Origin of the sequence: Catenuloplanes atrovinosus, from assembly GCF_031458235.1 — a bacterium.
Taxonomy (GTDB): Bacteria; Actinomycetota; Actinomycetes; order Mycobacteriales; family Micromonosporaceae; genus Catenuloplanes; species Catenuloplanes atrovinosus.
Window position 1 is genome coordinate 8,113,399 of the sequence record NZ_JAVDYB010000001.1, and the last position, 26,015, is coordinate 8,139,413.

31 protein-coding genes are annotated in these 26,015 nt (G+C 70.0%); 2 read left to right on the forward strand and 29 right to left on the reverse strand.

What is annotated here, in order from left to right; all coding sequences use genetic code 11:
* Nucleotides 1-64 precede the first annotated feature (64 nt).
* The 29 genes from flhB to J2S41_RS36345 all read right to left on the reverse strand — a co-directional run bounded on the left by flhB (nt 65) and on the right by J2S41_RS36345 (nt 23,933).
* Complete coding sequence (gene flhB, locus J2S41_RS36205) at nt 65-1,138, reverse strand: flagellar biosynthesis protein FlhB (RefSeq protein WP_310374855.1); 1,074 nt, start codon at nt 1,136-1,138, stop codon at nt 65-67.
* Nucleotides 1,139-1,155: 17 nt separating this feature from the next.
* Nucleotides 1,156-1,923, reverse strand: coding sequence for a flagellar biosynthetic protein FliR (fliR, locus tag J2S41_RS36210; RefSeq protein ID WP_310374857.1), 768 nt, complete (start codon nt 1,921-1,923; stop codon nt 1,156-1,158).
* 18 nt (nt 1,924-1,941) lie between these two features.
* Nucleotides 1,942-2,211: a flagellar biosynthesis protein FliQ gene (gene fliQ / locus J2S41_RS36215; RefSeq protein WP_310374859.1), complete on the reverse strand. Its 270-nt coding sequence runs from the start codon at nt 2,209-2,211 to the stop codon at nt 1,942-1,944.
* Between the two features lie 721 nt (nt 2,212-2,932).
* Entirely contained in the window at nt 2,933-3,202 is a 270-nt protein-coding gene (fliQ, locus tag J2S41_RS36220; RefSeq protein WP_310374861.1) for a flagellar biosynthesis protein FliQ, read from the reverse strand.
* A gap of 108 nt (nt 3,203-3,310) precedes the next feature.
* Entirely contained in the window at nt 3,311-4,087 is a 777-nt protein-coding gene (gene fliP / locus J2S41_RS36225; RefSeq protein ID WP_310374863.1) for a flagellar type III secretion system pore protein FliP, read from the reverse strand.
* Nucleotides 4,084-4,530, reverse strand: coding sequence for a FliO/MopB family protein (locus J2S41_RS36230; RefSeq protein WP_310374865.1), 447 nt, complete (start codon nt 4,528-4,530; stop codon nt 4,084-4,086). The genes fliP and J2S41_RS36230 overlap by 4 nt, the downstream gene beginning before the upstream one ends.
* Before the next feature lie 10 nt (nt 4,531-4,540).
* The gene (gene fliN, locus J2S41_RS36235) at nt 4,541-5,281 is read right to left on the reverse strand and encodes a flagellar motor switch protein FliN (RefSeq protein ID WP_310374867.1); all 741 of its coding nucleotides are present in this window, start codon (nt 5,279-5,281) and stop codon (nt 4,541-4,543) included.
* A 22-nt stretch (nt 5,282-5,303) separates the two neighbouring features.
* A complete protein-coding gene (locus J2S41_RS36240) occupies nt 5,304-6,212 on the reverse strand; it encodes a flagellar motor switch protein FliM (RefSeq protein WP_310374869.1) in 909 nt (302 codons plus the stop codon).
* A 171-nt stretch (nt 6,213-6,383) separates the two neighbouring features.
* Nucleotides 6,384-6,836: a flagellar basal body-associated FliL family protein gene (locus J2S41_RS36245; protein WP_310374870.1), complete on the reverse strand. Its 453-nt coding sequence runs from the start codon at nt 6,834-6,836 to the stop codon at nt 6,384-6,386.
* A 41-nt stretch (nt 6,837-6,877) separates the two neighbouring features.
* Complete coding sequence (locus J2S41_RS36250; protein ID WP_310374872.1) at nt 6,878-7,774, reverse strand: flagellar motor protein MotB; 897 nt, start codon at nt 7,772-7,774, stop codon at nt 6,878-6,880.
* Nucleotides 7,775-7,818: 44 nt separating this feature from the next.
* Nucleotides 7,819-8,604 (reverse strand): flagellar motor protein, encoded by a 786-nt coding sequence (locus J2S41_RS36255; protein WP_310374874.1) that lies wholly within the window; start codon nt 8,602-8,604, stop codon nt 7,819-7,821.
* Entirely contained in the window at nt 8,604-8,900 is a 297-nt protein-coding gene (locus J2S41_RS36260) for a flagellar FlbD family protein (protein ID WP_310374875.1), read from the reverse strand. Before J2S41_RS36260 ends, J2S41_RS36255 begins: the two co-directional genes overlap by 1 nt.
* Before the next feature lie 219 nt (nt 8,901-9,119).
* A complete protein-coding gene (locus J2S41_RS36265) occupies nt 9,120-10,286 on the reverse strand; it encodes a flagellar hook protein FlgE (protein WP_310374877.1) in 1,167 nt (388 codons plus the stop codon).
* Between the two features lie 59 nt (nt 10,287-10,345).
* On the reverse strand, nt 10,346-10,822 hold the full coding sequence (locus tag J2S41_RS36270) for a flagellar hook assembly protein FlgD (protein WP_310374879.1): 477 nt from the start codon (nt 10,820-10,822) through the stop codon (nt 10,346-10,348).
* Nucleotides 10,823-10,846: 24 nt separating this feature from the next.
* A complete protein-coding gene (locus J2S41_RS36275; protein ID WP_310374881.1) occupies nt 10,847-12,457 on the reverse strand; it encodes a flagellar hook-length control protein FliK in 1,611 nt (536 codons plus the stop codon).
* A 44-nt stretch (nt 12,458-12,501) separates the two neighbouring features.
* The gene (locus tag J2S41_RS36280) at nt 12,502-13,494 is read right to left on the reverse strand and encodes a transglycosylase SLT domain-containing protein (RefSeq protein ID WP_310374883.1); all 993 of its coding nucleotides are present in this window, start codon (nt 13,492-13,494) and stop codon (nt 12,502-12,504) included.
* Entirely contained in the window at nt 13,491-13,937 is a 447-nt protein-coding gene (locus J2S41_RS36285) for a flagellar FliJ family protein (protein ID WP_310374885.1), read from the reverse strand. The genes J2S41_RS36280 and J2S41_RS36285 overlap by 4 nt, the downstream gene beginning before the upstream one ends.
* A complete protein-coding gene (locus tag J2S41_RS36290) occupies nt 13,934-15,265 on the reverse strand; it encodes a FliI/YscN family ATPase (protein ID WP_310374887.1) in 1,332 nt (443 codons plus the stop codon). The genes J2S41_RS36285 and J2S41_RS36290 overlap by 4 nt, the downstream gene beginning before the upstream one ends.
* Complete coding sequence (locus J2S41_RS36295; RefSeq protein WP_310374889.1) at nt 15,262-15,930, reverse strand: FliH/SctL family protein; 669 nt, start codon at nt 15,928-15,930, stop codon at nt 15,262-15,264. The genes J2S41_RS36290 and J2S41_RS36295 overlap by 4 nt, the downstream gene beginning before the upstream one ends.
* Nucleotides 15,914-16,927: a flagellar motor switch protein FliG gene (gene fliG, locus J2S41_RS36300; RefSeq protein ID WP_310374891.1), complete on the reverse strand. Its 1,014-nt coding sequence runs from the start codon at nt 16,925-16,927 to the stop codon at nt 15,914-15,916. Before fliG ends, J2S41_RS36295 begins: the two co-directional genes overlap by 17 nt.
* Before the next feature lie 71 nt (nt 16,928-16,998).
* Nucleotides 16,999-18,582, reverse strand: a complete 1,584-nt coding sequence (fliF, locus tag J2S41_RS36305; RefSeq protein WP_310374893.1) for a flagellar basal-body MS-ring/collar protein FliF — start codon at nt 18,580-18,582, stop codon at nt 16,999-17,001.
* Nucleotides 18,582-18,905 carry a flagellar hook-basal body complex protein FliE gene (gene fliE / locus J2S41_RS36310; RefSeq protein WP_310374895.1) on the reverse strand — a complete coding sequence of 108 codons (324 nt, stop codon included), beginning with the start codon at nt 18,903-18,905 and terminating at the stop codon, nt 18,582-18,584. Before fliE ends, fliF begins: the two co-directional genes overlap by 1 nt.
* Complete coding sequence (locus J2S41_RS36315; protein ID WP_310374897.1) at nt 18,905-19,303, reverse strand: flagellar basal body rod protein FlgC; 399 nt, start codon at nt 19,301-19,303, stop codon at nt 18,905-18,907. Before J2S41_RS36315 ends, fliE begins: the two co-directional genes overlap by 1 nt.
* 11 nt (nt 19,304-19,314) lie before the next feature.
* Nucleotides 19,315-19,656, reverse strand: coding sequence for a flagellar basal body rod protein FlgB (locus J2S41_RS36320; RefSeq protein WP_310374898.1), 342 nt, complete (start codon nt 19,654-19,656; stop codon nt 19,315-19,317).
* Between the two features lie 228 nt (nt 19,657-19,884).
* The gene (locus J2S41_RS36325) at nt 19,885-20,226 is read right to left on the reverse strand and encodes a hypothetical protein (RefSeq protein ID WP_310374900.1); all 342 of its coding nucleotides are present in this window, start codon (nt 20,224-20,226) and stop codon (nt 19,885-19,887) included.
* A gap of 8 nt (nt 20,227-20,234) precedes the next feature.
* Nucleotides 20,235-20,618: a flagellar export chaperone FliS gene (gene fliS / locus J2S41_RS36330; RefSeq protein ID WP_310374902.1), complete on the reverse strand. Its 384-nt coding sequence runs from the start codon at nt 20,616-20,618 to the stop codon at nt 20,235-20,237.
* 14 nt (nt 20,619-20,632) lie between these two features.
* Nucleotides 20,633-21,934, reverse strand: a complete 1,302-nt coding sequence (fliD, locus tag J2S41_RS36335) for a flagellar filament capping protein FliD (RefSeq protein ID WP_310374904.1) — start codon at nt 21,932-21,934, stop codon at nt 20,633-20,635.
* 128 nt (nt 21,935-22,062) lie between these two features.
* A complete protein-coding gene (locus J2S41_RS36340) occupies nt 22,063-22,896 on the reverse strand; it encodes a flagellin N-terminal helical domain-containing protein (RefSeq protein WP_310374906.1) in 834 nt (277 codons plus the stop codon).
* A gap of 161 nt (nt 22,897-23,057) precedes the next feature.
* The gene (locus tag J2S41_RS36345) at nt 23,058-23,933 is read right to left on the reverse strand and encodes a sigma-70 family RNA polymerase sigma factor (RefSeq protein ID WP_310374908.1); all 876 of its coding nucleotides are present in this window, start codon (nt 23,931-23,933) and stop codon (nt 23,058-23,060) included.
* A 217-nt stretch (nt 23,934-24,150) separates the two neighbouring features.
* Here J2S41_RS36345 and flgN point away from each other — a divergent pair, with 217 nt between their 5' ends.
* A complete protein-coding gene (gene flgN / locus J2S41_RS36350) occupies nt 24,151-24,633 on the forward strand; it encodes a flagellar export chaperone FlgN (RefSeq protein WP_310374910.1) in 483 nt (160 codons plus the stop codon).
* Nucleotides 24,633-26,015, forward strand: a complete 1,383-nt coding sequence (gene flgK / locus J2S41_RS36355; RefSeq protein WP_310374912.1) for a flagellar hook-associated protein FlgK — start codon at nt 24,633-24,635, stop codon at nt 26,013-26,015. Before flgN ends, flgK begins: the two co-directional genes overlap by 1 nt.

Consider the following 26,015-nt stretch of genomic DNA (forward strand, 5'->3'; position numbering starts at 1 on the left):
GCCCCTTGCCGAAGGTGCCGTCCTGGCGACGTTCCGATCGGCCGGTACGCGCGGAAGTTGAGCGTTATGCCGCCAGGCGGTGCGTGCCGGCCGCGGAGCCGCGGGACTTCAGGCTCATCACGAACGCCAGCACCTTGGCCACCGCGCCGTAGAACTCGGCCGGGATCTCGGTGCCGATCTCGCAGCTGCCGTAGAGCGCGCGGGCCAGCGGCACGTCCTGGATCATCGGGATGCGGTTCTCGGTGGCCAGGTCGCGGATCTTCTGCGCCACGTTGCCCTGCCCCTTGGCGATCACCCGGGGCGCGCCCTTCTCCGGCTCGTACCGCAGCGCGACCGCCACGTGCGTCGGGTTGACCAGCACCACGTCCGCCTTCGGCACGTCCGACATCATCCGGTTGCGCGCCATCGCGTGCTGCCGCGCCCGGATCTGCCCCTTGACGTGCGGGTCACCCTCGGTCTTCTTGTACTCCTCCTTCACCTCCTGCTTCGACATCTTCAGCTGTTTCATGGTGCGCATCTTCACGACGAAGTAGTCGGCCGCGGCCATCACCAGGCCGGCCAGCGCGGCCGTACGGATCAGCGCGATCGTCGCGTCCTTGACCATGTCCAGCAGCACCGCGAGCGGCAGGTTGCCGGCCGTCATCAGCGACGGGATCAGGTCCTTGATCTGGAAGTACAGCACGGCGCCCAGCACCAGCGTCTTGACCAGCGCCTTGACGCCCTCCCAGAGCGCCTGCATACCGACGATCCGTTTGAAGCCCTGCAGCGGGTTGAGCCGGGAGAACTTCGGCATCAGCAGCTTGGTGGCGACGTGGATGCCGCCCTGCGCACCGGAGCCGGCGATGCCGATCAGCATCATCGAGACCGCGAGCGGCGCCACCGCGTACGCCGAGCCCAGCAGCCCGTCCCGGAACATGTTCAGCGCGGTGCCCACGTCCGGGTCGGTCATCACGTCCGGCACCCGCATCAGCGCCTCGCGCGACTTCTCGACCGCCTTCTCGAGCGTCATCGGCACCAGCACGCTGGCGGCCGCGATCCCGGCCCAGGCGCCCAGGTCGGGCGTCTTGCCGATCTGGCCCTCCTCGCGGGCCTTCTTGAGTTTCTGCGGTGTGGGTTTCTCGGTCTTCTCGCCGCTCACGTCTCACCCCCCACGGCTCAGGCCCCGGAGAGCGTGACGACCGCGGTGACCGCCTTGTCGACGATGGTGCTCAGCGCGCGGGGCAGCACCGCGATCGCGGTGCCGCCCAGCAACAGCACCAGGAAGATCTTGGCGGGGAAGCCCAGCGAGAACGCGTTGAGCGCCGGCGCGACGCGGTTGAGCAGGCCGAAGCCCACGTCCGTGAGGAACAGCACCGCGATCAGCGGGCCGGCGATCTGGATCGCGGCCAGGAACATGTCCGCCAGGCCGTCGGTGAGCAGCTTGGAGAGCGTCTCCAGGGAGAGCGTGTCGTTGAGCGGCAGCGTGGTGTAGGACATCATGAAGCCGCGCAGCACCAGCTGGTGCCCGTCCGTGGCGAACAGCAGCGTCACGGCGAGCAGGTTGTAGAACCGGCCGAAGATCGAGCTCTGCACCTGGGAGAGCGGGTCGAACGCCATCGCGAGCGTGAAGCCGCCGAACAGGTCGATCATGTCGCCGGCCGCCTGGATCGCGGCGAACAGCAGCGCGGTGAGGAAGCCGAGCGCCGCGCCGACCACCACCTGTTCCACCACGCTGATGAGAAGAGCCGATGTCGCCAGCTCCGGCACCTGACCGGCGAGCTTGGGCGACATCGGCAGGGCCAGCGCGAGCGCCAGCAGGGCCTTGATCCGTCCCGGAATGAGGCGGGAGTTGAACGGCGGGCAGAGCGCCAGCCACGCCGACGCGCGCACCATGGCGAGCAGCAGTGCCGTGAGGTTCGCGGTCTGGAGCTGCATCGACAACATCGCCCGGCCGGCTCCTGCCTACCCGAGAAGGCTCGGGATCCGATCGAAGAGGGTGTGCGTGAAGGACAGCATCTCGTGCAGCATCCAGTTGCCGCTGACCAGCAACGCGACGCCGCAGGCGATGGCCTTGGGCACGAAGCTGAGCGTAGCCTCCTGGATCTGGGTCACGGACTGGAACAGCGAAATGGCGAAGCCGATGGCCAACGCGGTGAGCAGCACGGGCGCGCACAGCTTGGCCGCGATGGTCATAGCCTCAAGCCCGAGGTGCACAACCTGCGTGTCGGTCATAGTCCGCCTTCCGTCGGTTTCCGCGGTGGCTCGTGCCCCGCTGAGAACTACTCTCCGCCACCACCGTCGCGGCCCGGTTACCCGCCCGGTCGCCACTCGGTAGCAGCCCGCCACGTCTTCGCCCCCGCTCGTCCGCCGCCGAGCGGTCCGCCCGACCCGCTGCCGAACGATCCGCCCGGCATCCGTCCGCGCCGTCCCGCGAGGCCGCCGCCCATGCCACGGGATTCCCGCGTCGTCCCTCCGCGCCGGACGCACTCCCGCCCGCCTTTGCTCTGCTTACCTGCACGAAAGGGGCCGAAACGGGCACGGCCGGTGGGCGGTCGCCCTGCGGCTTTCGCGGCGGTTTGGTGTTGTAAACAGAGCAAATCCGTCCGGTAAGCAGAGCAAAGGCGTCAGGTAAGCAGAGCAAAGCCGCGGGGGTACGCGGGTGGCGGGCGACGGGCGGCAGGGGGGACGTCGGCGGGTGCGGGTGGAGGGGGCGCGTGGCGGGAGGTGAGGGAGGCGGGAATCGCGTGCGGGTTTCGGTGACCAGCGGCGGCTCCGGACGGCGGACCGGAGCGGAGCGCCAGCGGAGTCGGAGGGGAGCTGGAGGTTGGCCCGCGGGAGCGTGCGGAGGGTGACCGCGCCGGGAGCGGGAAGATCTAGATCTTGGGCCTTCGCGAGAGGCGGAAGGGGGCAGGGCCCGGGTGGGGGAACCCGGGCCCTGCGTGGGGGAGACGTGTCAGCCGAGCAGGCTGGGGATGCGGTCGAAGAGGCCCTGGGTGAAGGACAGCATCTCGTGCAGCATCCAGTTGCCGCTGACCAGCAGCGCGACGCCGCAGGCGATGGCCTTGGGGACGAAGCTGAGCGTGGCCTCCTGGATCTGGGTCACGGACTGGAACAGCGAGATGGCGAAGCCGATGGCCAGCGCGGTGAGCAGCACGGGCGCGCAGAGCTTGGCGGCGATGGTCATCGCCTCGAGCCCGAGGTGCACAACCTGCGTGTCCGTCATGTTCCGCCTTTCGCCGAGTGGTCGCGGCGCTCGTGCGCCGCTGAGTAGTACTCTCCGGCACCGGCGTGGCGGAACGGGTTCCGGCCGAGTGGCCGATCGGTAGCAGCGTCAGCCGTAGCTGCCGACGAGCGCGGTGATGATCAGGCTCCAGCCGTCGACGAGCACGAAGAGCAGCAGTTTGAACGGCAGCGCCACGGTCACCGGCGGCAGCATCATCATGCCCAGCGACATCAGCGACGCGGACACCACGATGTCGATGATGAGGAACGGGATGAAGATGACGAAGCCGATGATGAAGGCGGCGCGCAGCTCGGACAGGATGAACGCGGGCACCAGGGTGGTCAGCGGCACGGCGTCCGGGTTGGCCGGGCGCTCCTCGTTCGCGACCTTGGTGAACAGCGCGATCTCGTCCGGCCGGGTGTGATCCAGCATCCAGGCGCGCAGCGGCTGCACGCCGTCGTTGAACGCCTGGGTCTGGTCCTTGTCGCCGCTGAGGTAGGGCTGCACGCCGGCCGCGTTCACCTCGGACAGCACCGGGCTCATGATGAAGAACGTGATGAACAGGGCCAGACCGGCGATGACCTGGTTCGGCGGCATCGAGGTGAGGCCGAGCGCGTTCCGGGTGATGCCGAGGACCATGAAGATCTTGGTGAAGGCCGTGCAGAGCAGCAGCAGCGCGGGCGCCACGGAGAGCAGCGTCAGGCCGATCAGCAGCACGATCGAGGTGCTCGGCTGACCGGCGTCGCCACCACCGTTGATGTTGATGTCGATGGTCCCGGGGTCGGTCGGCTGCGGTGCGGGCGCGGCGCCGGCCGCCGCCGGACCGCTCAGCACCAGCAGGCAGCCGAGCAGGACGACCAGTGCGGTGGTGCGCCTCGCGGTCATCGGCGGACCGTCCGCTCCCTCAGGAAGTTCAAGGTCTGTGACCAGGTACGCCCGGAGGTCACCGGGCCGTCCAGCGGGCGCTCCACCAGCACGCTCTCCTCGGCTCCCTCGCCGCTGAGGTCCTCGCCGGGCTTGACGTGCTCGGGCAGCGTGATCCGGTTCCGCCGTTCGAGCGGCCCGGCCAGCTGACGTTCGACCGCGGCCAGGTCGGTCTCGCCGAGCAGCGTCACCTGGCCCTCCGTCACGCCCACGATCAGCGCCCGGTCCACCACCCGGATCAGCGCGACCGAGGAGCCGCGGCTGAGCTGCGCGCGGGACAGCACGTCCAGCGCGGCGCCGCTGTGCCGGCCGGTGAGCGGCCTCTTGACCAGGCGGGCCAGCACCCACATCAGGCCGAAGACCACGGCCAGCGAGAAGGTGATCCGGAGGACGAGCTCGAGCACGGGACGTCACCTACTCGTTGGGAGTCATGATCTCGGTGATCCGGATGCCGAAGTTCTCGTCGATCACGACCACCTCGCCGCGCGCGATCAGCCGCCCGTTCACCAGCAGGTCGGCGGGGCTGCCGGCGGCACGGTCCAGCTCGACGATGGTGCCGGGCGTGACGGAGAGCAGCTCGCGCACGCTCATCCGGGTGCGCCCGAGCTCGGCCGAGACCTCCATCTCGACGTCGTGCAGCATCTCCAGACCGGCGCGGACCGCGGTGGCCGGCGCGGCGGCCCGGGGTGCCACGTCCGCGCCCTCGGACGGCCACGGCGAGAGCAGCACCGCTACCGCGGCCCGCACCTCGCCGCCCTCCAGCAGCGGCACGCTCACCGTCAGGTCGCCCTTGACGGTCAGCGCGCTCATCGCGACCGCCGGCTCCATCACCTGGCCCGGGTCCAGCACGACCGGGCCGAACGCGCGGGCCGCGCCCTCCAGCGCCGGCCGGATCGCGGTGGCCAGGTCGAGTTCGCCGAGCGGGCTGGTCCGCAACGCCTCCGCGAGGTCCGCACCGACGATCACCACGACCTCGCCGGTGGCCGCGCCGCTGAACCGCGCGGTGACCGCCTGGCCGTCCGGCAGATCCGTGATCGCGCCCGCCATCGGCTGCCCCACCTGCAACGGCGTGCTGGTGGGCAGCACGGCGAGCGCGGCCTGGGCGGCGGAGCGCGCGAGCGTCAGCTGCGAGTCGGTGACGGTGGCCGCGGTCATGCGTGCACCCCCTGAGGCTGCGTCATTTGCGGGAGTCCTCCTTGGGCGAGGGCACGATCAGGCAGGCGAGACGCGCTCCCTGGGTCCCGGGGACGGCATGGGCGAAGACGGTGTCGTTGACCACGACGGAGAGGGGGACGGTGACCGGGTGCCCGAGCGGCACCACGTCGCCGGGGCGCAGATCGACGATGTCGTCCGTGCGCATGCGGATCGGCTGGAAGCGCACCGCGACGTCCAGCGGCGCGAGCGACAGCCCGGTGGTGAGGTTGCTCTGCGCGCGCAGCAGCGCCATCCGCTCGTCCGGGGTCAGCTGCACGTCCTCGGTCGGCTTCTCCAGCACCGGCAGGATGCTGGCGAACGGGATGCAGATGCTGGCGATCGACTCCTCGGAGCCGACGCGGATCTCGAACGAGGTGACCACCACGGCGTCGCCGGGCGCGATCGTGCGGACGAACTGCGGGTTGTACTCGATGGCGCCGAGCTTCGGCTGGACCGTGACCATGGCCTCCAGCCCGTACGCCAACTCGCCCAGCATCTTCTCGATCAGGGCGCGCAGCAGCGGCATCTCCAGGTCGGTCAGCGGGCGTTCCGGCTGCGCACCGCCCGGGCCGCCGAGCAGGTGGTCGATGCTGGCCATCGCGGTGCTGAGCGGCACCTCGAAGAGGATCGAGCCGGTCAGCGGCTCCAGCGTCACCACGGCCAGCACGGTCGGGTTGTTGAGCTGGGTCTGGTACTCCTCGTAGGTGAGCTGCTCGATGGCGAGCAGGCCGACCTGGGAGACCGCGCGGAGGCGCGTGGTGAGCAAGGTCCCGCAGCTGCGCGCGTAGGTCTCGAACGCCATCTGCAGGTTCCGCATGTGCTCGCGGGACAGCTTGATCGGGCGCCGGAAGTCGTAGGGCTGCGGGCCCGTACCTCCACCGCGACGCGACATGCGGCCCGATGCGACTTTGCCGGAGACCGCGGACGGCGACTTGGTCACGCGGTTCCCATCGGCATCTTGAGACCTTCACTGAGGAAACCGCCCAAACTCCCCTGGGCGGCGCCGGCGTGCCCGGCGAGCTCCGTGGTCCGGAGCCCGCCTCGCACGTTACCGACATGTCCGTTATTGCGTGACGAAAGTCGTGTAGTAGATGGCCATGACCTCTTCCTCGTAGGCCTTCTTGACCTTCTCCTCCAGCTCGGTCTTGAGCTTTGCGCGGCCCTCCGCGGTCTCCAGCTCGGCGACCTCCACGTTGGTGTACTGGTCGATCGCCAGGTTCAGCGCCTTGCTGCCGTCCGGCTCCTCGGCCGCGGTCGCGGTGGCCTGCAGCGCGATGCCGACCTTGAGGTAGTGGCCGCTGGCCAGGTTGATCGTGATCGGGTCCAGCGCCACGATCGCGCCCGGCTCCGGTGCCGCCACGGTCTCCTCCTCGCTCGAGCCGCCGGCCAGCATCATGTACGCGCCGCCACCGCCACCGCCGAGCAGCAGGACCGCCGCGATGATGATGATCAGGAGCTTCTTCTTGCCGCCCTTCTTCGGGGCGTCGCCCTCGGGTGCCTTGTCGTCCTTAGCCATGGAGATCTCCCCGCGATGTGGTGTGAAAGGTCGGTGGTGGGTTACGTGCCGGCGACCGTGGGCAGCAGCTGCGCCTGGTCCGCCGGGAGGGTGGTCAGGATGATGACGTCGACCCGGCGGTTCATGGTCACCGAGCGCGGGTCCTTCGGGTCGATCAGCGGCCGGGTGTCCGCGAAGCCGTTCGCCATCAGGCGCTTGGCCGGGATGCCGTCCGCGATCAGCTTCCGGACCACCGACGAGGCGCGGGCCGAGGAGAGCTCCCAGCCGCTCGGGTAGGCGCCGGTGCCCACGCCGAGCTGGTTGGTGTGGCCGTCGACCTCGACGTTGTTCGGAATCCGCTTCAGCGCAGGCGCGACCGAGTCGATGATCTTCGCGCCACCGGGCCGCAGCTCCGCCTTGTTGCCGGCGAACACGACCTCGTTGGTGACCACGGTGACGATCAGGCCCCGCGCGTCGATCGAGTACTTGACGCTGTCCTGCATGCCGGCCTTCTTCAGCTGCGCGTCGATCTGCTGCTTGATCTTCTCGAGGTTCTCGGCCTCCGCACGGGCGGCCGCCACGTCCTCCGCGGCCTCCTTGCGGTCGGCCGCCGCCACCGCCTGCTCGATCTGGTCCTGGGTGGCGGTCTTCGGCACGCCCGAGACCTCCTCGGCCAGGCCGGGGTTGATGTTCATGATGCTGGCGTCCGTGGCGGAGCCGTCCAGCAGCGAGACGTTGCCCTGGAGGGCGGCCGTCTCGGCGCCGAAGCCCTGCTTCAGGCCGGCCGCCAGCTCCGCGTACTTCGCCTTGTCGACGTTGCTCATCGAGTAGAGCACCACGAACAGCACGAAGAGCAGGGTGAGCATGTCCGCGTACGAGACGAGCCAGCGTTCGTGGTTGACGTGCTCCTCGTGCTCCTCGTGGCCGCCCTTCTTCCTGGGCTTGGCTGCCTTGGCCATCACTCACCCCCCTCATGGTGAAAACGTTCCGTGTCGGTCATGGATCAGGCGGCCTTCTTGGCCTTGTCGTCCGCGGCCGGCTTGCCACCCGGCGGGAGCAGGCTGCGCAGCTTCTGGGCGACCAGGCGCGGGTTGGAGCCGGACTGGATGGCCAGCACGCCCTCGATGGTCAGCTCCATCTGGTCGACCTCCAGCGCGCTGAGCCGGGAGAGCCGGTTGCCGATCGGCAGCCACAGGAGGTTCGCGCTGAGCACGCCCCACAGCGTGGCGACGAACGCCGCGGCGATCGCGTGGCCGAGGCCCTCGGGCTTGTCCAGGTTCTCCAGCACGTGCACGAGGCCCATGACCGTACCGATGATGCCGATCGTCGGTGCGAAGCCGCCCATGTTCTCGAAGATCTTGATCCCGGCCTTGTCCGCCTTCTTCTTGGCGGTGATCTCGGCGTGCAGGATGTCGTGCAGCTCCTCCGGATCGGTGCCGTCGATCGCCAGCTGGAGGCCGCGCTTGAGGAACGGGTGCGGCACCTCCTTGACCGCGTCCTCCAGCGCCAGCAGGCCTTCGCGGCGGGCGCGCTCGGCGAGCTTGACCACGTCCTCGACCAGCTTGTCCGACGCCACCACCTTGGCCAGGAACGCCTTCTGGAACGACGCGCCGAGCCCGGTGGTGTCCTTCATGATGCCGCCGGCCATGGCCGCACCGAGACCGCCGCCGAACACCAGGAGCATCGACGGGAGCAGGATGATCGAACTCGCGTGACCACCCTCGAGCGCCTGCACGACGAAGACGATGATGAGCGCGGCGACTACGCCGATGATCGTCGCGAGGTCCATCAACGGTCCTTTCGGTGGAGCGGAAGGACCTTCGCGGTCGTTTCCGGGTCGGAGTCGGTGAGGTCGGGGTCGTCGTCCACCGGCTGGTGCGGTGCGGAGTCGAGGCGCTGCGCCTTGGCGATCAGGCCGGCGCGGTAGTCCATGATCAGGTCGATGAACTCGGGCACGGACTCGGAGATGATGTACTTGGTGCCGTCCACGAGCGTGACGACGGTGTCGGGCGTGCAGTCCGCACGTTCGACGAGATCGGGGTTCAGGGCGAACACCGTGCCGTTGAGGCGGGTAACCAGAATCACGGATGGGCCGTCCTTGGGCGTCTGCTTGGCTGGGCTGGAAGGCCGTCCGTGGCCTGTACGACAGACTTTTCGACTCCGGCGCCGGTGAGGTGAGCCATCACGCGGTAGCAGGCCGGTCGCAAGCTGTTGCCGGAACTGAGCGGAAAAGCGCGACAAAAAAGCAACCGGGGCGGGCCACGAATGTGGCCCGCCCCGGCGGGTAAGAACGCTGACGCGCGATTACCGCTTGATGTTCACCAGCTCCTCGAGGATCTGGTCCGAGGTGGTGATGATCCGGGAGTTCGCCTGGAAACCGCGCTGCGCGATGACCAGGTTGGTGAACTCGGAGGCGAGGTCGACGTTCGACATCTCCAGCATGCCGCTGGCGAGCGTGCCGAGGCCGCTGTCGGCCGGCGTGCCCACCTGCGCCATGCCCGAGTTCACGGTGGTCCGGTACATCGAGTCCCCGACCTTCTCCAGACCGCCGACGTTGTTGAAGTTCGCCAGCGCGACCTGACCCAGGGTCGACTTCATGCCGTTCGTGAAGACACCCACGATCTCGCCCGTCTGCGAGATGTTGTACGAGGCCAGCGTGCCAGACGCGTTACCGTCCACCTGGTTCAGCTTCGGGTTGGTCTTGCCGCTGTACTCGGTCATCTTGCTGACGTCGACCGTGTAGTCGCCCAGCGTGACCGTCGGCGTGGTCGGCACACCGTCGGTGAAGTCGATCGTCGCGGTGCCACCGCCGTTCGGCAACGCCACACTCCACTGGTCGTCGCCGGTCTTCGTGAAACTGAGCGTCAGGCTCTCGGTCGCGCCGGTCTCCGTGAACACGCTGATCGGCAGCTCGATCGCGGGGTCGGTGGTGGCCGCCTCCGCGGAGAGGTTGCCGGTCAGCGTCACGGTGCCGGTCTCCTTCGGCGCGATGGTCTGACCCAGCGGAAGCTTGATCGGCTCGATCGCGCCGTTCGCGTCGACCACGCCGTCCTCCGCCAGCCAGCCCATCACCTTCTGGCCACCGACCGTGACCAGAGAGCCCTGCGTGTCGAACGAGAACGAACCCGCACGGGTGTACATGGTCTCGTTGCCGTTCTTGACGGCGAACATGCCGTCGCCCTGAATCATCAGGTCGGTGCTCCGCCCGGTCGTCTGCGCGGAGCCCTGTGAGAAGTTGGTGTTGATGCCGGCGAGCTTCACGCCGAGTCCGATCTGAGCGGGGTTTGTACCGCCGACCGAGTCCTGCGGGGAGCCGGCTGCGCGAACCATCTGGCTGAGCGTGTCCTGGAAGACGGCGTTACTGGACTTGAATCCAGCCGTGTTCACGTTGGCAATGTTGTTGCCCGTGATGTCCATCATCTGCTGGTGGACGCGGAGGCCGCCGATACCCGAGAACAGCGAACGCAGCATAGAGGTGGTTTCCTTTGTTCGGTGGTGTGTTGCTGGACCGGTTGTTCACCGCGAAACGATCAGCTGGGCTTCGCGGCTTGACGAACATCCTTGACGTCTGACAGCGCTACATCCTTGTCCCCGATTCTCAGCGTCGGGGTGCTGCCACCAAATGTCGCCGACGTGACGACACCAGTAATGTCGGCACCGCCGGCCGGATCCTTAGCGGTCACCGTCTTCCCGATCAGATTGCTGGCGCCCAGCATCAGCTGGCTCTGCAGCATGGATTCCTGCCCGGTCGCGATGCTGCTCAGTTTCGACACGCTGTCCGCGATCGCGCCGAGTTTCTCCACCTGGGTGAATTGCGCGGTCTGGGTGAGGAACTGGGTGGCGTCGGCCGGATTGCTCGGGTCCTGGTACTTCATCTGCGCCACCAGCAGCTTCAGGAACGTGTCCTGGTCCAGCTTGTTGCTGGACTTCGCGGCCTCCTGGTTCGACTTGCCCAGGACATCGCCGATGTTGGTGTATCCGGTGCCGCCTCCGATGGGCGTGGTCATCGTTCCCCCTCAGGCCGGCCCAGGTCAGGCCGTGGTGTCGACGCGGCGCGTGCCGCCGCGGTCGGTGAAGAAGCCGCGCGAGGCACCGGCCGGCGCGGCGGGCTGGTCCACGCCGCCCACGTCGGAGCCGCGGCCGTAGCCGCCCCGGTTCTGGTTGCGCAGCGCGAACTGGCGCTGGTACGCGTCCGCGTTCTGCTGCGGCGTGCCGGAGCCGAGGTCGAGATTGGTGTTCCCGAAACCGGCGTCCTGCAGCTCCCGGCGCAGGTCGTTGAGCGAGTTGCGCAGCGCGTCCCGGCCGGCCTCGGTGCCGCCGGACAACTGCACGTTGATGTTGCCGTCCCGGATCTCCGCCACCACGCTGACCGGGCCGAGGTCGACCGGGTGCAGGTGCACGGTGAGCCGGTGGATGCCGTCGGCCTCCAGCCGCAGCGGCGCGATGTGCATCGCGACCTGCTGGGCCGGCGGCGTGTTCGGCGTGCCGGCGTAGGACGGGGTTGGCGTGACGGCGGTGACCGGTGCGGCCGGCGCCGGTGCGGCGGGCTGCGCGACCGCGCCCGCGGCCAGCGCCGGGTCCGGCGTGCCGGCCGGGCGCGGCGCGGTGCGCCCGGGGCCGAGTCCCGGCGTGGGCGCGGTCTGCGGCCCGGCCGCGGTCGCGTCCGGCGCGGTCTCCAGCGGCGTCGTGGGTACGGCCGAAGCCGCGCTCCCGGACGCGTCGCCGCCGCCCTGCCCGCCGTCGCCGGCCGTGGTGGCGGCGTCCTGGCCGGCGACCGGCGTCGTGGCGGTGGTGGCGGCCGCGGCGTCGGTGGTGACGGCCGGGCCGGTGGTGGCCGGCTGCTCCACCGGGACCGCGGTGACGTCCGTGGGCAGCGTGACGGTCTCGCCGTCGGGCACCGGCGTGAAGCCGGCCGGCAGCGGCACGCCGGTCTGCGCGCCCTCGGCGGCGGCGGCCGGCGCGGCGGTGACCGGCGCCTGCGCTGCGGTCGGGCCCGCGGCCTGCGCGAGGCCGGGGACGGCCGGGGCGCCCTGGCCGGTCTGGGCCGGGTCCACCGGCGCGGTGGCGGCACCGGCGGGCGCGGGGGAGGCCGGGATCACGGACGCGAGCAGCGCGGTCGCGGCGTCCACCGGCACGGCGGCGGCCGGGGTGGCGGTCTGCGCCTGCGCGGCGTCGTCCCCCGCCGGAGCCGTGGCGGGGGCCTTCTCCGTACCCTCGGCGTCCTTGGTGTTCTCCGTGCCCGTGGCCTCGCGTACGTCCCGCGGGTCACCGGCGTCCCGGATCTCACGGGCGTCCCGGACCTCACGGGCGTCCCGGGCCGCGCGTGGCTCACGGGTGTCCCGGGTTTCGCGGGTCCCGCGTGGCTCACGGGTGTCCCGCGTTTCGCGGGTCGCGCGTGGCTCGCGGGTGTCGCGGGCCTGGCGGATGTCGCGGTCGTCCCGGCCGATGCCGCTGTCCCGGCGCGTCGCGTCGGTGTCGCGGGCCGGGCGCTCGGCGGCGCGCGCGGTCTCCGGCCGGCGCGTGTCCACCTCGTCGGCCAGCATCGAGGAGAACGCGTCGGCGTCGCCCCCGGGCCGCTTGGCGGCGGAGCCGGTGGTCTTCGACGTGGCGTTCGACGCGGTGACGGACATCGGGTTGGTCATCGGCTGGGACGTCTCCTCAAAAAAGATGATATTTCGGGCTTAGGTCAGCCGAGCGCGGCCAGCGCGGCCTTCACCTTCGGCACGTACGCGCGGGTCTCCGCGAACGGCGGGATCCCGTCGTACTTCTTCACGGCACCGCCACCCGCGTTGTAGGCGGCCAGCGCCAGGTCGAGCGACTTGAACTCCTTGAGGTTCGACTTCAGCAGCTTGGCCGCCCCCTCGATGGCCTGCTTCGGGTCGAACGCGTTGTCGACGCCGAGACCGCGCGCGGTCGACGGCATCAGCTGCATGAGGCCCTGTGCCCCGGCCGGGCTGACCGCCCTCGGGTTGTAGCTCGACTCCACCTTCGCGACCGCGGCCAGCAGCTTCGCCGGGACACCGTGCTTCGCGGCGGCCTGCGTGAACAGGTCCGCGTACGGCACGCCGCTCAGCGACGGGCTGGTGCCGAGCGCGGCGGCCCGCAGCCCGGCCACCGAGGCGGCGGACGGGGCGGCGGCCACCGGGGCGTCGAGCACGCGGCGGATGGTGCTGGGCGTCTCGTACACCTTCTGGATCTTGACGTGGTCGCCCGGCTTCGGCGCGGCGATCATCTTGTTGTCGCCGAGGTAGATGCCGACGTGGTCGACCGGACGGTTGAACGCGAGGATGTCGCCCGGCCGGGCCTGGTCGAGGCTCGGCACGGCGGTGCCCGCCTTCGCCTGGTCGGCGGCGATCCGCGGAAGCTTCACGCCCAGGTCGGCGTAGGCGCGCTGGACCAGCGACGAGCAGTCCAGGCCCTTGTCCGGGTTCGTGCTGCCGAACACGTACGGAACGCCGAGGTACTTCTTCGCCGCGTCGACCACGCCGGCACCGGTGGCGCCGCCGGTGGCCGGCGCGGGACCGGCCGCCGCCGTGAGCGCGGAGGCGAAGCTGGTGCCACCCGTGGCGGTGGCACCGGACGTGCTGACGACCACCGGATTCGTGACGGTCGGATTAAGGCCTAGCTGGGTCTGCAGTTGCTGGATCCGCTGCTGGACGTTCGCGATGCCTTGAATCACGCACTGGCTCCCCGGGCCGAGGCCCGCTGGCCGTTGGTCACGGCCAGTTCGTCGATCGCCTTCTGGTCACTTGCCATCTCGTGGGCCTTGCGAGCCTCGGCGTGCCGCTCGGCCAGCCGCTCCACCGCGCGGCGCCGCTTGGCGGCATCCGCGAGCTGCTGCTGCTGCAGTGCCGTGAACTCACCGGCCTCGACGACCTTCGCCTCCGCGGCGGCCAGGTTGGCGGCGAGCGCCTGCCGGGCCACCAGGGCGGCGACGATCGCCCGGGCGGTGCCCTCGGTCGGCGCGTCCGCACCGACGAGGTCGAGCGAGGCCCGCTTCGCGAGGTCCTGAGCGCTGCGCTCGGCGGACCGGGCGCGGACGAGCTCGCCCTTCGCCGCGTCTTCCTGCGCTTGACGAGCGCGGAGCACCGGTGCGAGGCGGAAGTGGCGGCGGTTCATCATGACCTTCCTTCAATCGGCAGGGTGTCGGCGTTCAGTAGGGAATTCAGCAGGGCCCAGGAGTGCTCGGCCGGGGTCGGCTCGTCCAGGCTCTGCCGGAGGAAGGCGAGGATCTGCGGCCACATGGCGTTGGCCAGGTCGGCGTCCGGGTTGGTGCCGGGGACGTAAGCGCCGATCTCGACCAGTTCCCGCACGTCCCGGTGCGCCGCCAGCAGCCGGCGCAGCCGGGTGGCCAGCGCGCGCTGCTCCGGCGTGGTGACCACGTTCGCCACCCGGGAGATCGACTCCAGTGCCTCGATCGCCGGGAAGTGCCCGGACGTGGCCAGCTTGCGGTCCAGCACGATGTGGCCGTCCAGGATGCCGCGCGCCGCGTCCGCGATCGGCTCGTTGTGGTCGTCGCCCTCGACCAGCACGGTGTACAGCGCGGTGATGCTGCCGACCGCGCCCGGCCCGGCGCGTTCCAGCAGCGAGGCCATCATGCCGAAGACGGACGGCGGGTAACCGCGGGTGGCCGGCGGCTCGCCGACGGACAGGCCGACCTCGCGCTGCGCCATGGCGGTCCGCGTGACGCTGTCCATCATCAGCAGCACGTCGTTGCCCTCGTCGCGGAACCACTCCGCCATCCGGGTCGCCACGAACGCGGCCCGCAGCCGCACCAGCGGCGGCTGGTCACCGGTGGCGATCACCACCACCGACCGCGCCAGCCCCTCCGGCCCCAGGTCCCGCTCCAGGAACTCGCGCACCTCGCGACCGCGCTCGCCGATCAGCCCGATCACCGCGATCTCGCAGTCACAGCCGCGGGTGATCATGCTCATCAGCGAGGACTTGCCGACGCCGGAGCCCGCGAAGATGCCCATCCGCTGGCCGCGGCCGAGCGGGATCAGCGTGTCCAGCACCCGGACGCCGAGCGGCATCGGGCGGTCCACGGTCTGCCGGGCCAGCGCGGACGGCGGGACCGCGTCGATGCTGACCCGCTCACCGCGCAGCGGCGGGCCGCCGTCCATCGGCCGGCCCAGCCCGTCCAGCACCCGGCCACGCAGGTCGGGACCGACCGGCACCTGCAGCGGCGCCCCGGTGTTGACCACCGGGGCGCCGGTGCCGATGCCGGTGATCGGGCCCAGCGGCAGGCAGCTGAGCCGCTCGCCCTCCAGCGCGACCACCTCGGCCAGGATCGGCTCGTCGTCGCCGCCGATCTGCAGCAGGTCGCCGACCCGCGCGCCGATGCCGCTGACCGTGACCCGCAGCCCGACCGCGCCGGTGACCTCGCCGACCGTCATCGGGCGGGCCGCGCGTACCGCGGAGCTCAGCCGGTTTCGCAGTGCCGTGCTCACAGGTCCAGCACCTCCCTCACTCGCGCCATCGCGGCCGCGATGGTGGCGTCGATCGTCGTGGGACCGCATTCGGCGACCGCGTCGCCCGGTCGCAGGCCCGGGTCGGGTTGCATCCGGATCACCCGGCCCTCATAAGTGAACTCGCCGCCGGTAGCGGTGTTCAGCAGGTTCTGGTAGTCGTTCGGGTGCAGTCGCACCCGGACGTCGCCGGTCGGCGGCGCCATCGCCAGCGCGCGGTGGATCGCGTCCAGCCCGCCGTTCTGCGTGATCGCCAGCTCCCGGCCGATCACCGCCTCGGCCAGCTCCAGCGCGCCGGCCAGCACCGTCTCCTGAAGGTCGTTCAGCGTGGGTACGATCCGCGCGTCCAGCCTCGCCACCGCCTGCCCGATCGCCGCGATCGCGGAGTTCAGCGCGGCCTGCCGGGTCGCCTCGAACGCGCGGTGCGCGGCCTCGGCCTGGTCGCGGGCGGCGTGCGCGGCGACCGAGGCCGCCTGCTGCCCCTGCGCCCAGCCCTCGGCGTAGCCGGCGGTGCGGGCCGCGATCCGGGCCCGTTCCACCGCCTCCGGCGGGACCGGCACCTCGTGCCGTAGGTCGATGTCGAAGCGCGCGGCCGAGACGTGCCCGGCGTTCTCCGCCCGGATGACCGGATCAGGCGATGAGCTCATCCGCGTCATCACCGCCGCGCTGGATCTCGATCTGGCCGGAGTCCTCGAGCGCGCGGATGACCTGGACGATCTTGGTCTGCGCCTCCTCGACCATCCGCAGCCGGACCGGGCCGAGCAGTTCGATCTCCTCCAGCAGGTTTTCCCGGGCGCGCTCGGACAGGTTCCGCACGACCTTGTCGCGGACCTCCGTGGCGACGCCCTTGAGCGCGGTGGCCAGGTCGTTCGACTCCACCTGGCGCAGGATGAGCTGGATCGCGCGGTCCTCCAGCGTCTTGATGTCCTCGAACATGAACATCCGGCGCCGGATCTCCTCGGCCAGCTCCGGGTCGCGGCCCTCCAGGCCCTCCAGGATGAGCCGCTCCGAGCCGCGGTCCGAGCGGTTGATGATGTCCACCAGGGGTTGCAGGCCGCCGACCGTGGAGAGCTCGGACGGCTGCAGCACGGTGCTGAGCTTCCGCTCGAACGCGATCTCGACCTGCCGGATGACCTCGGGGGAGGTGCGGTCCATCTTCGCGATCCGGTGCGCCACGTCGGACTGCGCGTTCGCGTCCAGGCCGGAGAGGATCTGCGAGGCGAGCGTGGAGGGCAGGTGCGCCAGGACCAGCGCGATCGTCTGCGGGTGTTCGTGCTGGAGGAAGGAGAGGACCTGCCGGGGGTCGGCGTGGCTGAGGAAGTTGAACGGCATGTCCGTCATCGACGCGTTCAGCCGGTCCAGGATCATCGAGGCGCGCTCCGGGCCGAGCGACGCCTCCAGCAGCTCCCGGGCGTACTCCAGACCACCCTGACCGGCGTGCCGGACGGTGATCTGCGCGTGGAACTCGTCCAGCACGGTGTCCGCGGTGTCCGCCTCCACCCGGCCCAGCCGGGCGATCTCCGCGGAGAGTTCCTCGACCTCGCTCTCCTTGAGCTGGGCCAGCAGCTTGGCGGAGCGCTCCTTGTCCATCTGGACCAGCATCACGGCGGCCTTGCGCAGGCCGGTCATCGTTCCGCTCGCCACCCGGCACCCCCTCGTTCAGCGACAACGCGGCGGGCCCGGCCGGGTGTGTACCCGGCCGGGCCCGTACTTCCCTAGCGGCGCTCCGACATCCAGCCGCGAAGCATCTGCGCGACCTCGTCGGGCTGCTCGTCGACCATCCGCTCGATCTCCTTCTGGCGCATCGCGCGGTCCTCGGCGTGCTGGTCGTTGGCGCGCTCGATCTCGACCTGCGTGCTCATCATGGCGCGCCGGGCGCGCTCGGCCTCCTCCTCGGCGGCCAGGCGGGCCAGCTCCTCCTCGGTCAGGCGCTGGCGGCGGGCCCGGCGGCCGGCGCGCCACGCGATGAACACCAGGATCAGCAGGATCAGCACCACCGCGCCGGTCTTGGCCAGCGACAGGTACGTGGCCTGCTTCTCCGCGGTGGTCGCCTGGGCCAGCGACGCGGCGGCGGCGTCCGCGGCCGTGGTGTCGAACGGCACGGCCGACACGGCGAGCGTGTCACCGCGGGCGGTGTCGATGCCGACCGCGGCCGCGACCTGCCTCTCCACCTCGGCCGGGTCCATGCCGCCCGCGACCTTGCTGTTGATGATGATGCCCATGTTGAGCTTCTTGAGCGAGCCACCGGCGGCCTTGCGGACCTCCTCGACCTTGTTGACCGCGTTGTTCCTGGTGTTGTCGGTGGCCTCGTAGTTGCCGCCGGCGCCCGCGGCGCCGTTCGGCACCTGGATGTTGTCCGGGCCGAGCACGCCGGCCGCGGTGTTGCCACCGTTGGAGTACGTCTCCCGGCTGTTGGACTCGGAGAGCGCCGGCACGGTCGGGTCGTAGCTGTACTTGGTGGATCGGGTCTCGGTGTTGTCGAAGTCCAGGTCCGCGGTGGTGGTGACGGTCGAGTTGCCCGGGCCGAGCACCGTGTCCAGCATCGCCTGGACCTTGTTGTTCATCTGGGTCTGGAATGCCGCGGTCCGCTGGTCGGAGTCGCCGCTGCCGGCGCCCACCGCGCTGCCGTCGCCGGCGGAGAGCACCTTGCCGGACGAGTCGGCCACGGTGACCGCGGTCGGGTCGAGGCCGTCGACGCTGGACGCGACCAGGTGGACGACCGACTGGACCTGCTGGCTGTTCAGCGGGGTGTTGCCCTGCGCGGCGATCAGCACGGACGCGGTCGGCTTCTCCGCGTCGTCGGAGAAGACGTCCTTCTGCGGGATCGCCAGGTGCACGGTCGCGGCCTGGACGCCGTCGATCGCGCCGATGGTCTTGTTGAGCTCGCCCTCCAGCGCCCGCTGGTAGCCGACGTGCTGCATGAACTCCGAGGTGGTGATGCCCTGCTCGTCCAGCAGCTTGTAGCCGGACTCGGAGTCGGCCGGCAGGCCTTCGCCGCTCATCTGAATCCGCAGGTCGTACACCTGGTCCTGCGGAACCATGATGGTCGCGCCGCCGTCGGCGAGCTCGTACTCCACGCCCGCGGCCGTCAGACTCTCGACGATCGAACTCGCGTCCTCACCGGAGAGGTTGTTGAACAACATCGCGTACGAGGGCTTCGCGGCCCACGTGGCGAAGAAGTAACCGCCGATGGCGAGCGCGAGGACCGCGAAGATCGTGACGGCCTTCTGGCCGGTGGTGAAGGAGGAGAACGAGTCGGTCAGGCGGCGGACGGGCGCCGGAAGCCGGTTCTTCTGCATTAAGCCTGCATCCTCATGATCTCTGTGAAGGCCTCAACGGCCTTGTTCCTGACTGCCACGGTGAGCTGCGTCGCCAGCGCCGCTTCGGTGCTGGCCATCGTGTAGGCGGCGGGATCCGAGAGAGTGCCGTTAGCGGCTTGTACAGCCAGCTCATCGGCACGGCCCTGCACCTTCTGAAGGTTTTCCAGGCCGTCGGTGAGCATCGAGGCGAAGCTCTCGCTGGGCCCGGAGACGGCCGGGGTGGAGGACGGCGCGGACGGCGCGACGGGTGCGATGGGCAGCGCGGCGCCGATTCCGGAGATGCCGGAAATAGGAGATGTCATCAGGAGCCCTTCCCGAGCTGGATCGCGGCGTTGTAGGAGTCTTTGGCGCGTTCGACGACGGACAGGTTGGCCTGGTAGCCGCGCTGTGCCATGACCAGCTGGCCCATCTGGGAGCCGAGGTCGATGTCGGGCATGCGCACGTAGCCGTCGGCGTCGGCGAGCGGGTGGTTCGGGTCGTGCACCAGCCGGCCCTCGGCGCTGCCGAACGCGGCGCCACCGACCTGCACGCCGTTGCCGTCGCCGGCCTCCTGCGCGATGACGTAGCGCTCGCGGAACGCGGACTCGGACGTACGGGTGACGGTGTTCATGTTCGCGACGTTGTCCGACACCGCGTCCAGCCACTTGCGGTAGACCGTGACGCCGGTGCTGGCGACGCCGATCGTGTTGAACGTGCTCATCTGCTACCCCCTCAGCCCTTGAGAACCGTGCTGATCAGGCCGTACTTGCTGTCCAGCGCGCGCAGCGTGAGCTGGTACCGCATGGACGTGTCGACGTGCGACAGCGTCTCCTCGTCGAGGTTGACGTTGCTGCCGTTGAGCCGGGTCGGCTCCAGCGACCGGTCCACGGACGGCGCGACGCGGGCCGGCCGGCCCGAATCGACGGCCTGGGAGAGCGCCTCCTCGAACTTCACCTTCTGGGCGTGGTAGCCCGGCGTCTCGATGTTGGCGATGTTGTTCGCGATCGCCTTCTGGCGGGCGGCGAGCCCGTTCACGGCGATGCGCAGCGCGGACGACGTGACATCGTCGAACACGGCAGCGACTCCTTTCCCCTCGCGTGGCCGCCGGTCCCTGGCGCGTGGTGCCCGAGCGATCCGTGCTCGTGTCCTTCCCATCGGCCACGCACGGCCGGGCTTGAGGCCGCGTCGGTAGCCGTCCGGGTGCGGGCCTCGGATCTCGCGCTATCGAGTTGTCAAGAAACGTGTCCCACGGACCCGAGACTCGGATCCGTGGGACGAAGGGCACTTCATGGTGGGTACGGCTCACATGGCGCAGTCCAGGTAGGCCGGGCGGGACGGCATCGAGTCGCGGGTCTCCACCTTCGCCACGGCGGCCACCTGCCGGCGCGTGCCGACCAGGCGCTGCGCCAGCTCCTGGGCGGCCGCGGTCTGCCGGCGCAGGATGCCGTCCGCGCGCGGCCGCAGGTCCAGCGGCAGCGGGCCGAGCCCCTCCGGCGGCGACCAGGGGTCGACCACCGGCGCGTCGTCGATCCGGTGCACGTCGGCCAGCAGCGTCTCCACGGCGGCGACGTCCAGCTCCAGGCGGTCGAGCGCCTCCGTCCAGGCCGACCGCCAGCTCTCCTCCGTGCCGTGTGGGGTGTTCATGGCTCTGCTCAGCCGGCCGTCGCGGGCTGCGCGGCCGCCTCCCGCCAGGCGTCCCGGACCGGCTCGATCTGCTCCCGGACCAGCCGGGCGCGGGCGGCGTCACCGCTGACGTTCGCGCCGATCAGCTCCGTCAGCCAGTACGCGTACAGCGCGGCCAGTCCGGCCGCGCCGGACCAGACGGACATGTCGAGCGTCGAGCGCAGCTCGATGATGATCTCCTGGGCGTGCTGGAGCCGGTCCGAGCCGGTGGTCCGGTCGCCGGCCAGCAGCGCCTCCTCGCCCTGTGCCACGTCGAGCACCAGGCGGTCGTAGAGCATCACCAGCAACCGCCCGGGCGAGGCGGTGTTGATGGAGTCGTTGAGGTACGGATTCCGCAGGGCCGGGCTGGTCATCTCGGGTCATCCCCCTACAGGCTGGCGAGCTGTCCGGACAGCCAGCTGGACTGGTTGTTCAAGGAACTGAGCGAGGTCTCCATCGCGGAGAACTGCCGGGTCAGCGCGAGCTTGCGCGCGGCCAGGCGGACGTCCCAGCCGCTGATCTGGTCGTTCATGTTGTCGATCAGCGACTTGCGGCCGTTGATCACGTCCGTGACGCCGTTCTGGGACGCGTCCGACAGCTCCTTGACCTTGGTGGCGTACGAGGTGGTGGCCGTCTTGATCGCGTCCGGGTCCGCCTCGTAGGTGGCCTTGAACTTCGTCTCGTCGAAGGAGACCGTGCCGTCCCGGGTGAGCGAGATGCCCAGCTTGGAGAGGCTGCCGAAGCCGTCCAACCCGCCGCTGACCGTGCCGAGCAGCTTCTGGCTGATCTGCCGCACGGAGAAGTCGCCGGTCAGCGCCGCCGCGGAGGACTTGCTGGCCGAGGTGTTGTACGCGGTCTGCTTGTTGATCTCGGAGAACGCGCCGTTCATCGCGTCCACCATCGACTTCACCTTCGCGGTGATCGCCGAGGTGTCCGAGGCGACGTCGACCCTGACGCCGGTCTCGCCCTCCTTGGTGACGGTGATCGAGGTGCCGGTGATGAGGTTGCCGAACGTGTTGCTGGTGCTGGTGACCGCGTAGCCGCCGTCCGCGTCCGCGCCGCCCACCTGGAGCTTCGCGTCGGTGGCCGCGGTCGGCGTCTTGACCTCGGTGTCGAAGCCGCCGTCGATGGTGAAGCCGTTGGCGACGCCGGCCTTGGTGGAACTCAGCTGCAGGACGCTCTCGCCGCCCTCCAGCGCCACCACGGTGGCCTTGATCCCGAGACCGGCGCCGTTGATCGCGCTGGCGATGCCGGCGAGCGAGCGGTCCGCGGAGATGTCGACGCTGGACTGGGTGCCGTCACCCTTGGTGATGGTGAGGCTGCTGTGGCTGGTGGCGTCGCCGGTGCTCACGGCGCGCGTGGTGGAGACCTGCGCCTTGGCCAGCGAGATCACGTCGAACGTGACGGTGCCGGTCTGCGTGGTGTTCGCGCTCGCGGTGGTGGCGGTGACGGTGCTGCTGCTGGAGGTGGCCTTCGCGGAGCGCCAGGTGGCGAGCTTGCCGAGCTCGTCGGCCGCGGTCTCGATCGCGGCCAGCTTGGTGTTCACGGACTGGTAGGCGGTGACCGCCTTCTCCTCCGTGCTGACCTTGGACTTCAGCCGGGTCTGACCGACCGCCTCGACCTGCATGAGCTGCGTGACGAGCGAGTTGGTGTCCATGCCGCTGACGAGGCCGCTGACGCTGGTGGTCACGGTGCAGTCCCCTCCGAAGGTAGGGAATGAAACTTCATGGGATGAGGGCGGCCGGCGCCGTCTGCCAGCCGCCCCCACCTATTCGATTGTGCGAAGCGATTTTCAGTTCATTAAGTTGTTGTGTGGCCTTAGCGGAGCAGCGACAGAACGCCCTGCGGGGCCTGGTTCGCCTGGGCCAGCATGGAGGTGCCAGCCTGCGACAGGATCTGGGCCCGCGTGAACGAGACCATCTCCTGGGCCATGTCGGTGTCACGGATACGCGACTCCGACGCCGACAGGTTCTCGACCGACACGTTCAGGTTGTTGATCGTGTGCTCGAGGCGGTTCTGGTAAGCACCGAGCGTCGCACGGGTGGTGGAGACGTTCGTGATGGCGGTGTCGATGGCCGCGAGGGCCGTGTCGGCACCACCAGCGGCGACCAGGTCCTGGCCGCCGACGCCCAGACCGGTGGAGTCCATGGCCTGGGTGATCGCCACCTGGAACTTGCCACCCGTGGTGGTGACGTCCTTCCAGTCCACCTGGAAGTCGCCGGAGTAGGAACCGTCGAGCAGCTTCTGGGACCCGAACTTGGTGGTGTTCGCGATCCGGTCCAGCTCCTTGCCCAGCTCCTGGAACTCGGTGTTGCTGGCGGTACGCGCGTCCGTGTCGTTGGAACCGGACGACGACGCCTGCACGGACAGGTCACGCATACGCTGCAGGATGCTGTGCACCTCGGTGAGCGCACCCTCAGCGGTCTGCACGACGCTGATACCGTCCTGCGCGTTACGAACGGCGACCTTCAGGCCACCGGTCTGGGCGCGCAGGCCCTCGCTGATGCTCAGACCAGCCGCGTCGTCGGCCGCCCGGTTGATCCGGAAACCGCTGGACAGCTTCTCCAGCGACTTGGACATCTGGCCGTCGGTGACGGACAGGTTCCGGTAGGCGTTCTGCGCGGCGATGTTCTGGTTGATGCGAAGACCCATTTTGAATTCCTCCTTGATATCGGGTCCGTGTGCGGCACTTCCGTGCGCCGTACGCCATGACTATTCGGCGTGCCGGTCCCGCTCTTGAGATTTCACGAGAGACTTTCTGGCTTTCCGATCCGGCGCCCGCGGGCCCGGGGTAGAGCAGCCACCTCTGATGCTCAGGCCGCTATCGCGATCGGCACCCCGTGATGATCGGTGAAGGCCAGCCGGGTGTGCAGGTTTCCGAGCGAGCCGACCTCCTGGTAATAGGTGGCGCGCCGGCGGGCCACGCACCCGTCCTTGCGGTCGGTGCGGTCCAGCAGCTCCGGGTCGAGGTGCGTGTTGAGCCCGTCCCGCAGCAGGGTCAGCGCCTCCGCGCGCAGCTGGGACACCCGCGACTCGGTCACGCCGAGCTCGGCCGCGATCGTGGCCATCGGCCGCTCCTGCATGAAGTAGCCGTTGACCACCGTGCGCAGCCGGTCCGGCAGCGCCGCGATCGCGTTGTGCAGGTAGCCGATCCGCTCGCGGTGCAGCAGCAGGTCCTCCGGGCCGGCGGTCCGCTCGGTGACCATGTCCTCCGCCGCGCCGGTGGTGAAGCCCTGGAGGCTGAGCACGACCGCGCGCTGCACGTCGTCCTCGACCTCCTTCAGCTCGTCCACCGCGATGCCGAGGAACCCGGCCAGTTCCTGCTGGGTCGGCGTGCGGCCGAGCGTGGCGGTCAGCTCCTGGCGCGCGGTGTCGGTCTTCCGGGCCCGGGACCGTACGGACCGGGATGCCCAGTCCAGGTGGCGCAGCTCGTCGAGGAGGGCGCCCCGCACGCGGGTGGCGGCGAACCGGGCGAACGGGATGCCGCGCGACGGATCGAAGCCGCGCGCGGCCGTGACCAGCGCGGCGAGGCCGGCCGAGGTCAGGTCGTCGCGATTGACGTGCGAGGGCACCCGGCTGAGCATGTCGCGGACCAGGTGGCCGACGAGCGGGATGTGTTCCCGGATCAGATGTTCCTGCTCGTGGGCGGTGGCGACGTTCGCAGCGGTGGCTGCGGCGACGGCGGTCATGGAGATTCCCCCTCAGGCGTAGGCCCACGCGCGCGCGGGCTGTTCACCGTGAACAAGAGAAACTCTCTGTTACTCAGGGTGCTGTGTCCGTGACTTACGGTTGCCATTTGGTTGCATCCGGCCCGGAATCCTCAGGTCGAAACCCCTCATGGGCGGTCCTGTGCTGCCGACGGGCAAGGACGAACAGGGGACATCGTCCGGCAGTCGGGAGGCGCGCGTGAGCTTGATCGAACTGTCCAGCGTCCTGTGGCGAACCCGGGAGCTGATGGAGCTGCTGCTCTTCAAGCTCGAGGAGGAGCAGGTGCTGCTGGCCTCCGGCCGCTCGCGGTGGCTCGCGCACGCCACCCGCGAGGTCGAGATGGTCCTCGAGCAGATGCGCGAGACCGAGGTCATCCGCGCCGCCCACGCGCAGGCGGCCGCGGTCGAGCTCGGGCTTCCGGCCGAAGCCAGCCTGGGAGAGATCGCCGACGCGGCGGCCGCGCCGTGGAGCGACCTCCTCCATGAACACCGTAAGTCATTTCTGACCCTCACCGCGGAGATCAGCGGTCTTGCCGCCACCAACCGTGACCTGCTCTCAGCCGGGCAGCGCGCGGCGCGCGAGACCATGATGATCATCGCCGGTTCCGTCGAGACGTACGGCTCGAAGGGTCAGTCCGTGTCCGTCGGCCACCGTGCCCGCCTAGTGGATGAGGCGATTTGATGGCGAGTACCTTCTCCGGCATCACCACCGCGCTCAGCTCGCTCTACGCCCAGCGCCGCGCGCTGGACGTGACCGGGCAGAACATCGCGAACGCCAACACCGAGGGCTACACCCGGCAGCGCGTGCAGATGACCTCGGCCAGCGGCAACACGCTGCCGACCATGTGGTCGACCTCGGACGGGATCGGCAACGGCGTCTCCATCTCCGACATCCGCCGCACCCGGGACGAGTTCCTGGAGGGGCGCGGGCGTGAGGAGCGCGCGAACAGCGCGTACCTGACCAACCAAAAGCAGCAGTTCGTCACGATCGAGAACACGTTCGCGGAGCCGAGCGACACCGCGCTCCAGCACCAGCTCGGCGAGCTGTGGGGCGCGTTCAGCGACGTCGCGAACAACCCGAACGACAGGGCGATCCGGACCGCGCTGATCCAGCAGGGCAACACCGTGGTCGACGGCGTCCGCTCCGCCTACGACGCGCTGGGCGCGCAGTGGAAGGCGAACCGTGACCAGGCCGAGGCGTACGCCACCGAGGTCAACACGCTCGCCAAGAACATCGCCCAGCTGAACACCACGATCCAGCGCGCCACCGCGGCCGGCCTGCCGGTCAACGAGATGGCCGACCAGCGCGACGTGCAGCTGATGAAGCTCTCCGAGCTGACCGGCTCGACCGCCAGCATCCAGGCCGACGGTACGGCCGCGGTCTACCTCGGCGGGTCCGGCCTGGTGCAGGGCGTCACCGCCCGGGAGATCCGGGTGACCGGCGCGGACCGGCTGCAGAACCAGACCGCCGACCCGGCCAACGGCGTGGCCGTGCGCTGGGCCGACTCCGGCACGGCGGCGCAGGTCGGCGGCACGCTCGCGTCGATCCAGGACACGCTCACCACCACCATCCCGAAGTACGCGAACTCCCTCGACGGCGTCGCCGCGAACCTGGCGAACACGGTCAACGCGCTGCACACCGGCGGGTACGGCCTGGACGGCGCCGGCGGCCGGGAATTCTTCACCGGCACCACCGCGGAGTCCCTGCGCGTCGCGTTCGACAACCCGGACTTCGTGGCGGCGTCCTCGACGTCCGGCACCTTCGACGCGGCGAACGCCGACGCGCTGGCCGACCTCGCGACCACGGCGGGCGGGCCGGGCGAGACGTACGCCGTGATGATCGCCAACCTGGGCGTGGAGGCGCAGTCCGTCGACCGCCGCCAGGCGATCCAGTCCGTGGTCACCCGGGACACCGACGCGGCGCGGGAGTCGTTCGCCGGCGTCAACCTGGACGAGGAGATGACCCAGCTGATCACGTACCAGCGTGGGTACGAGGCCGCGTCCCGGGTGCTCACCGCGGTCGACGAGATGCTCGACGTGCTGATCAACCGCATGGCGGTCTAG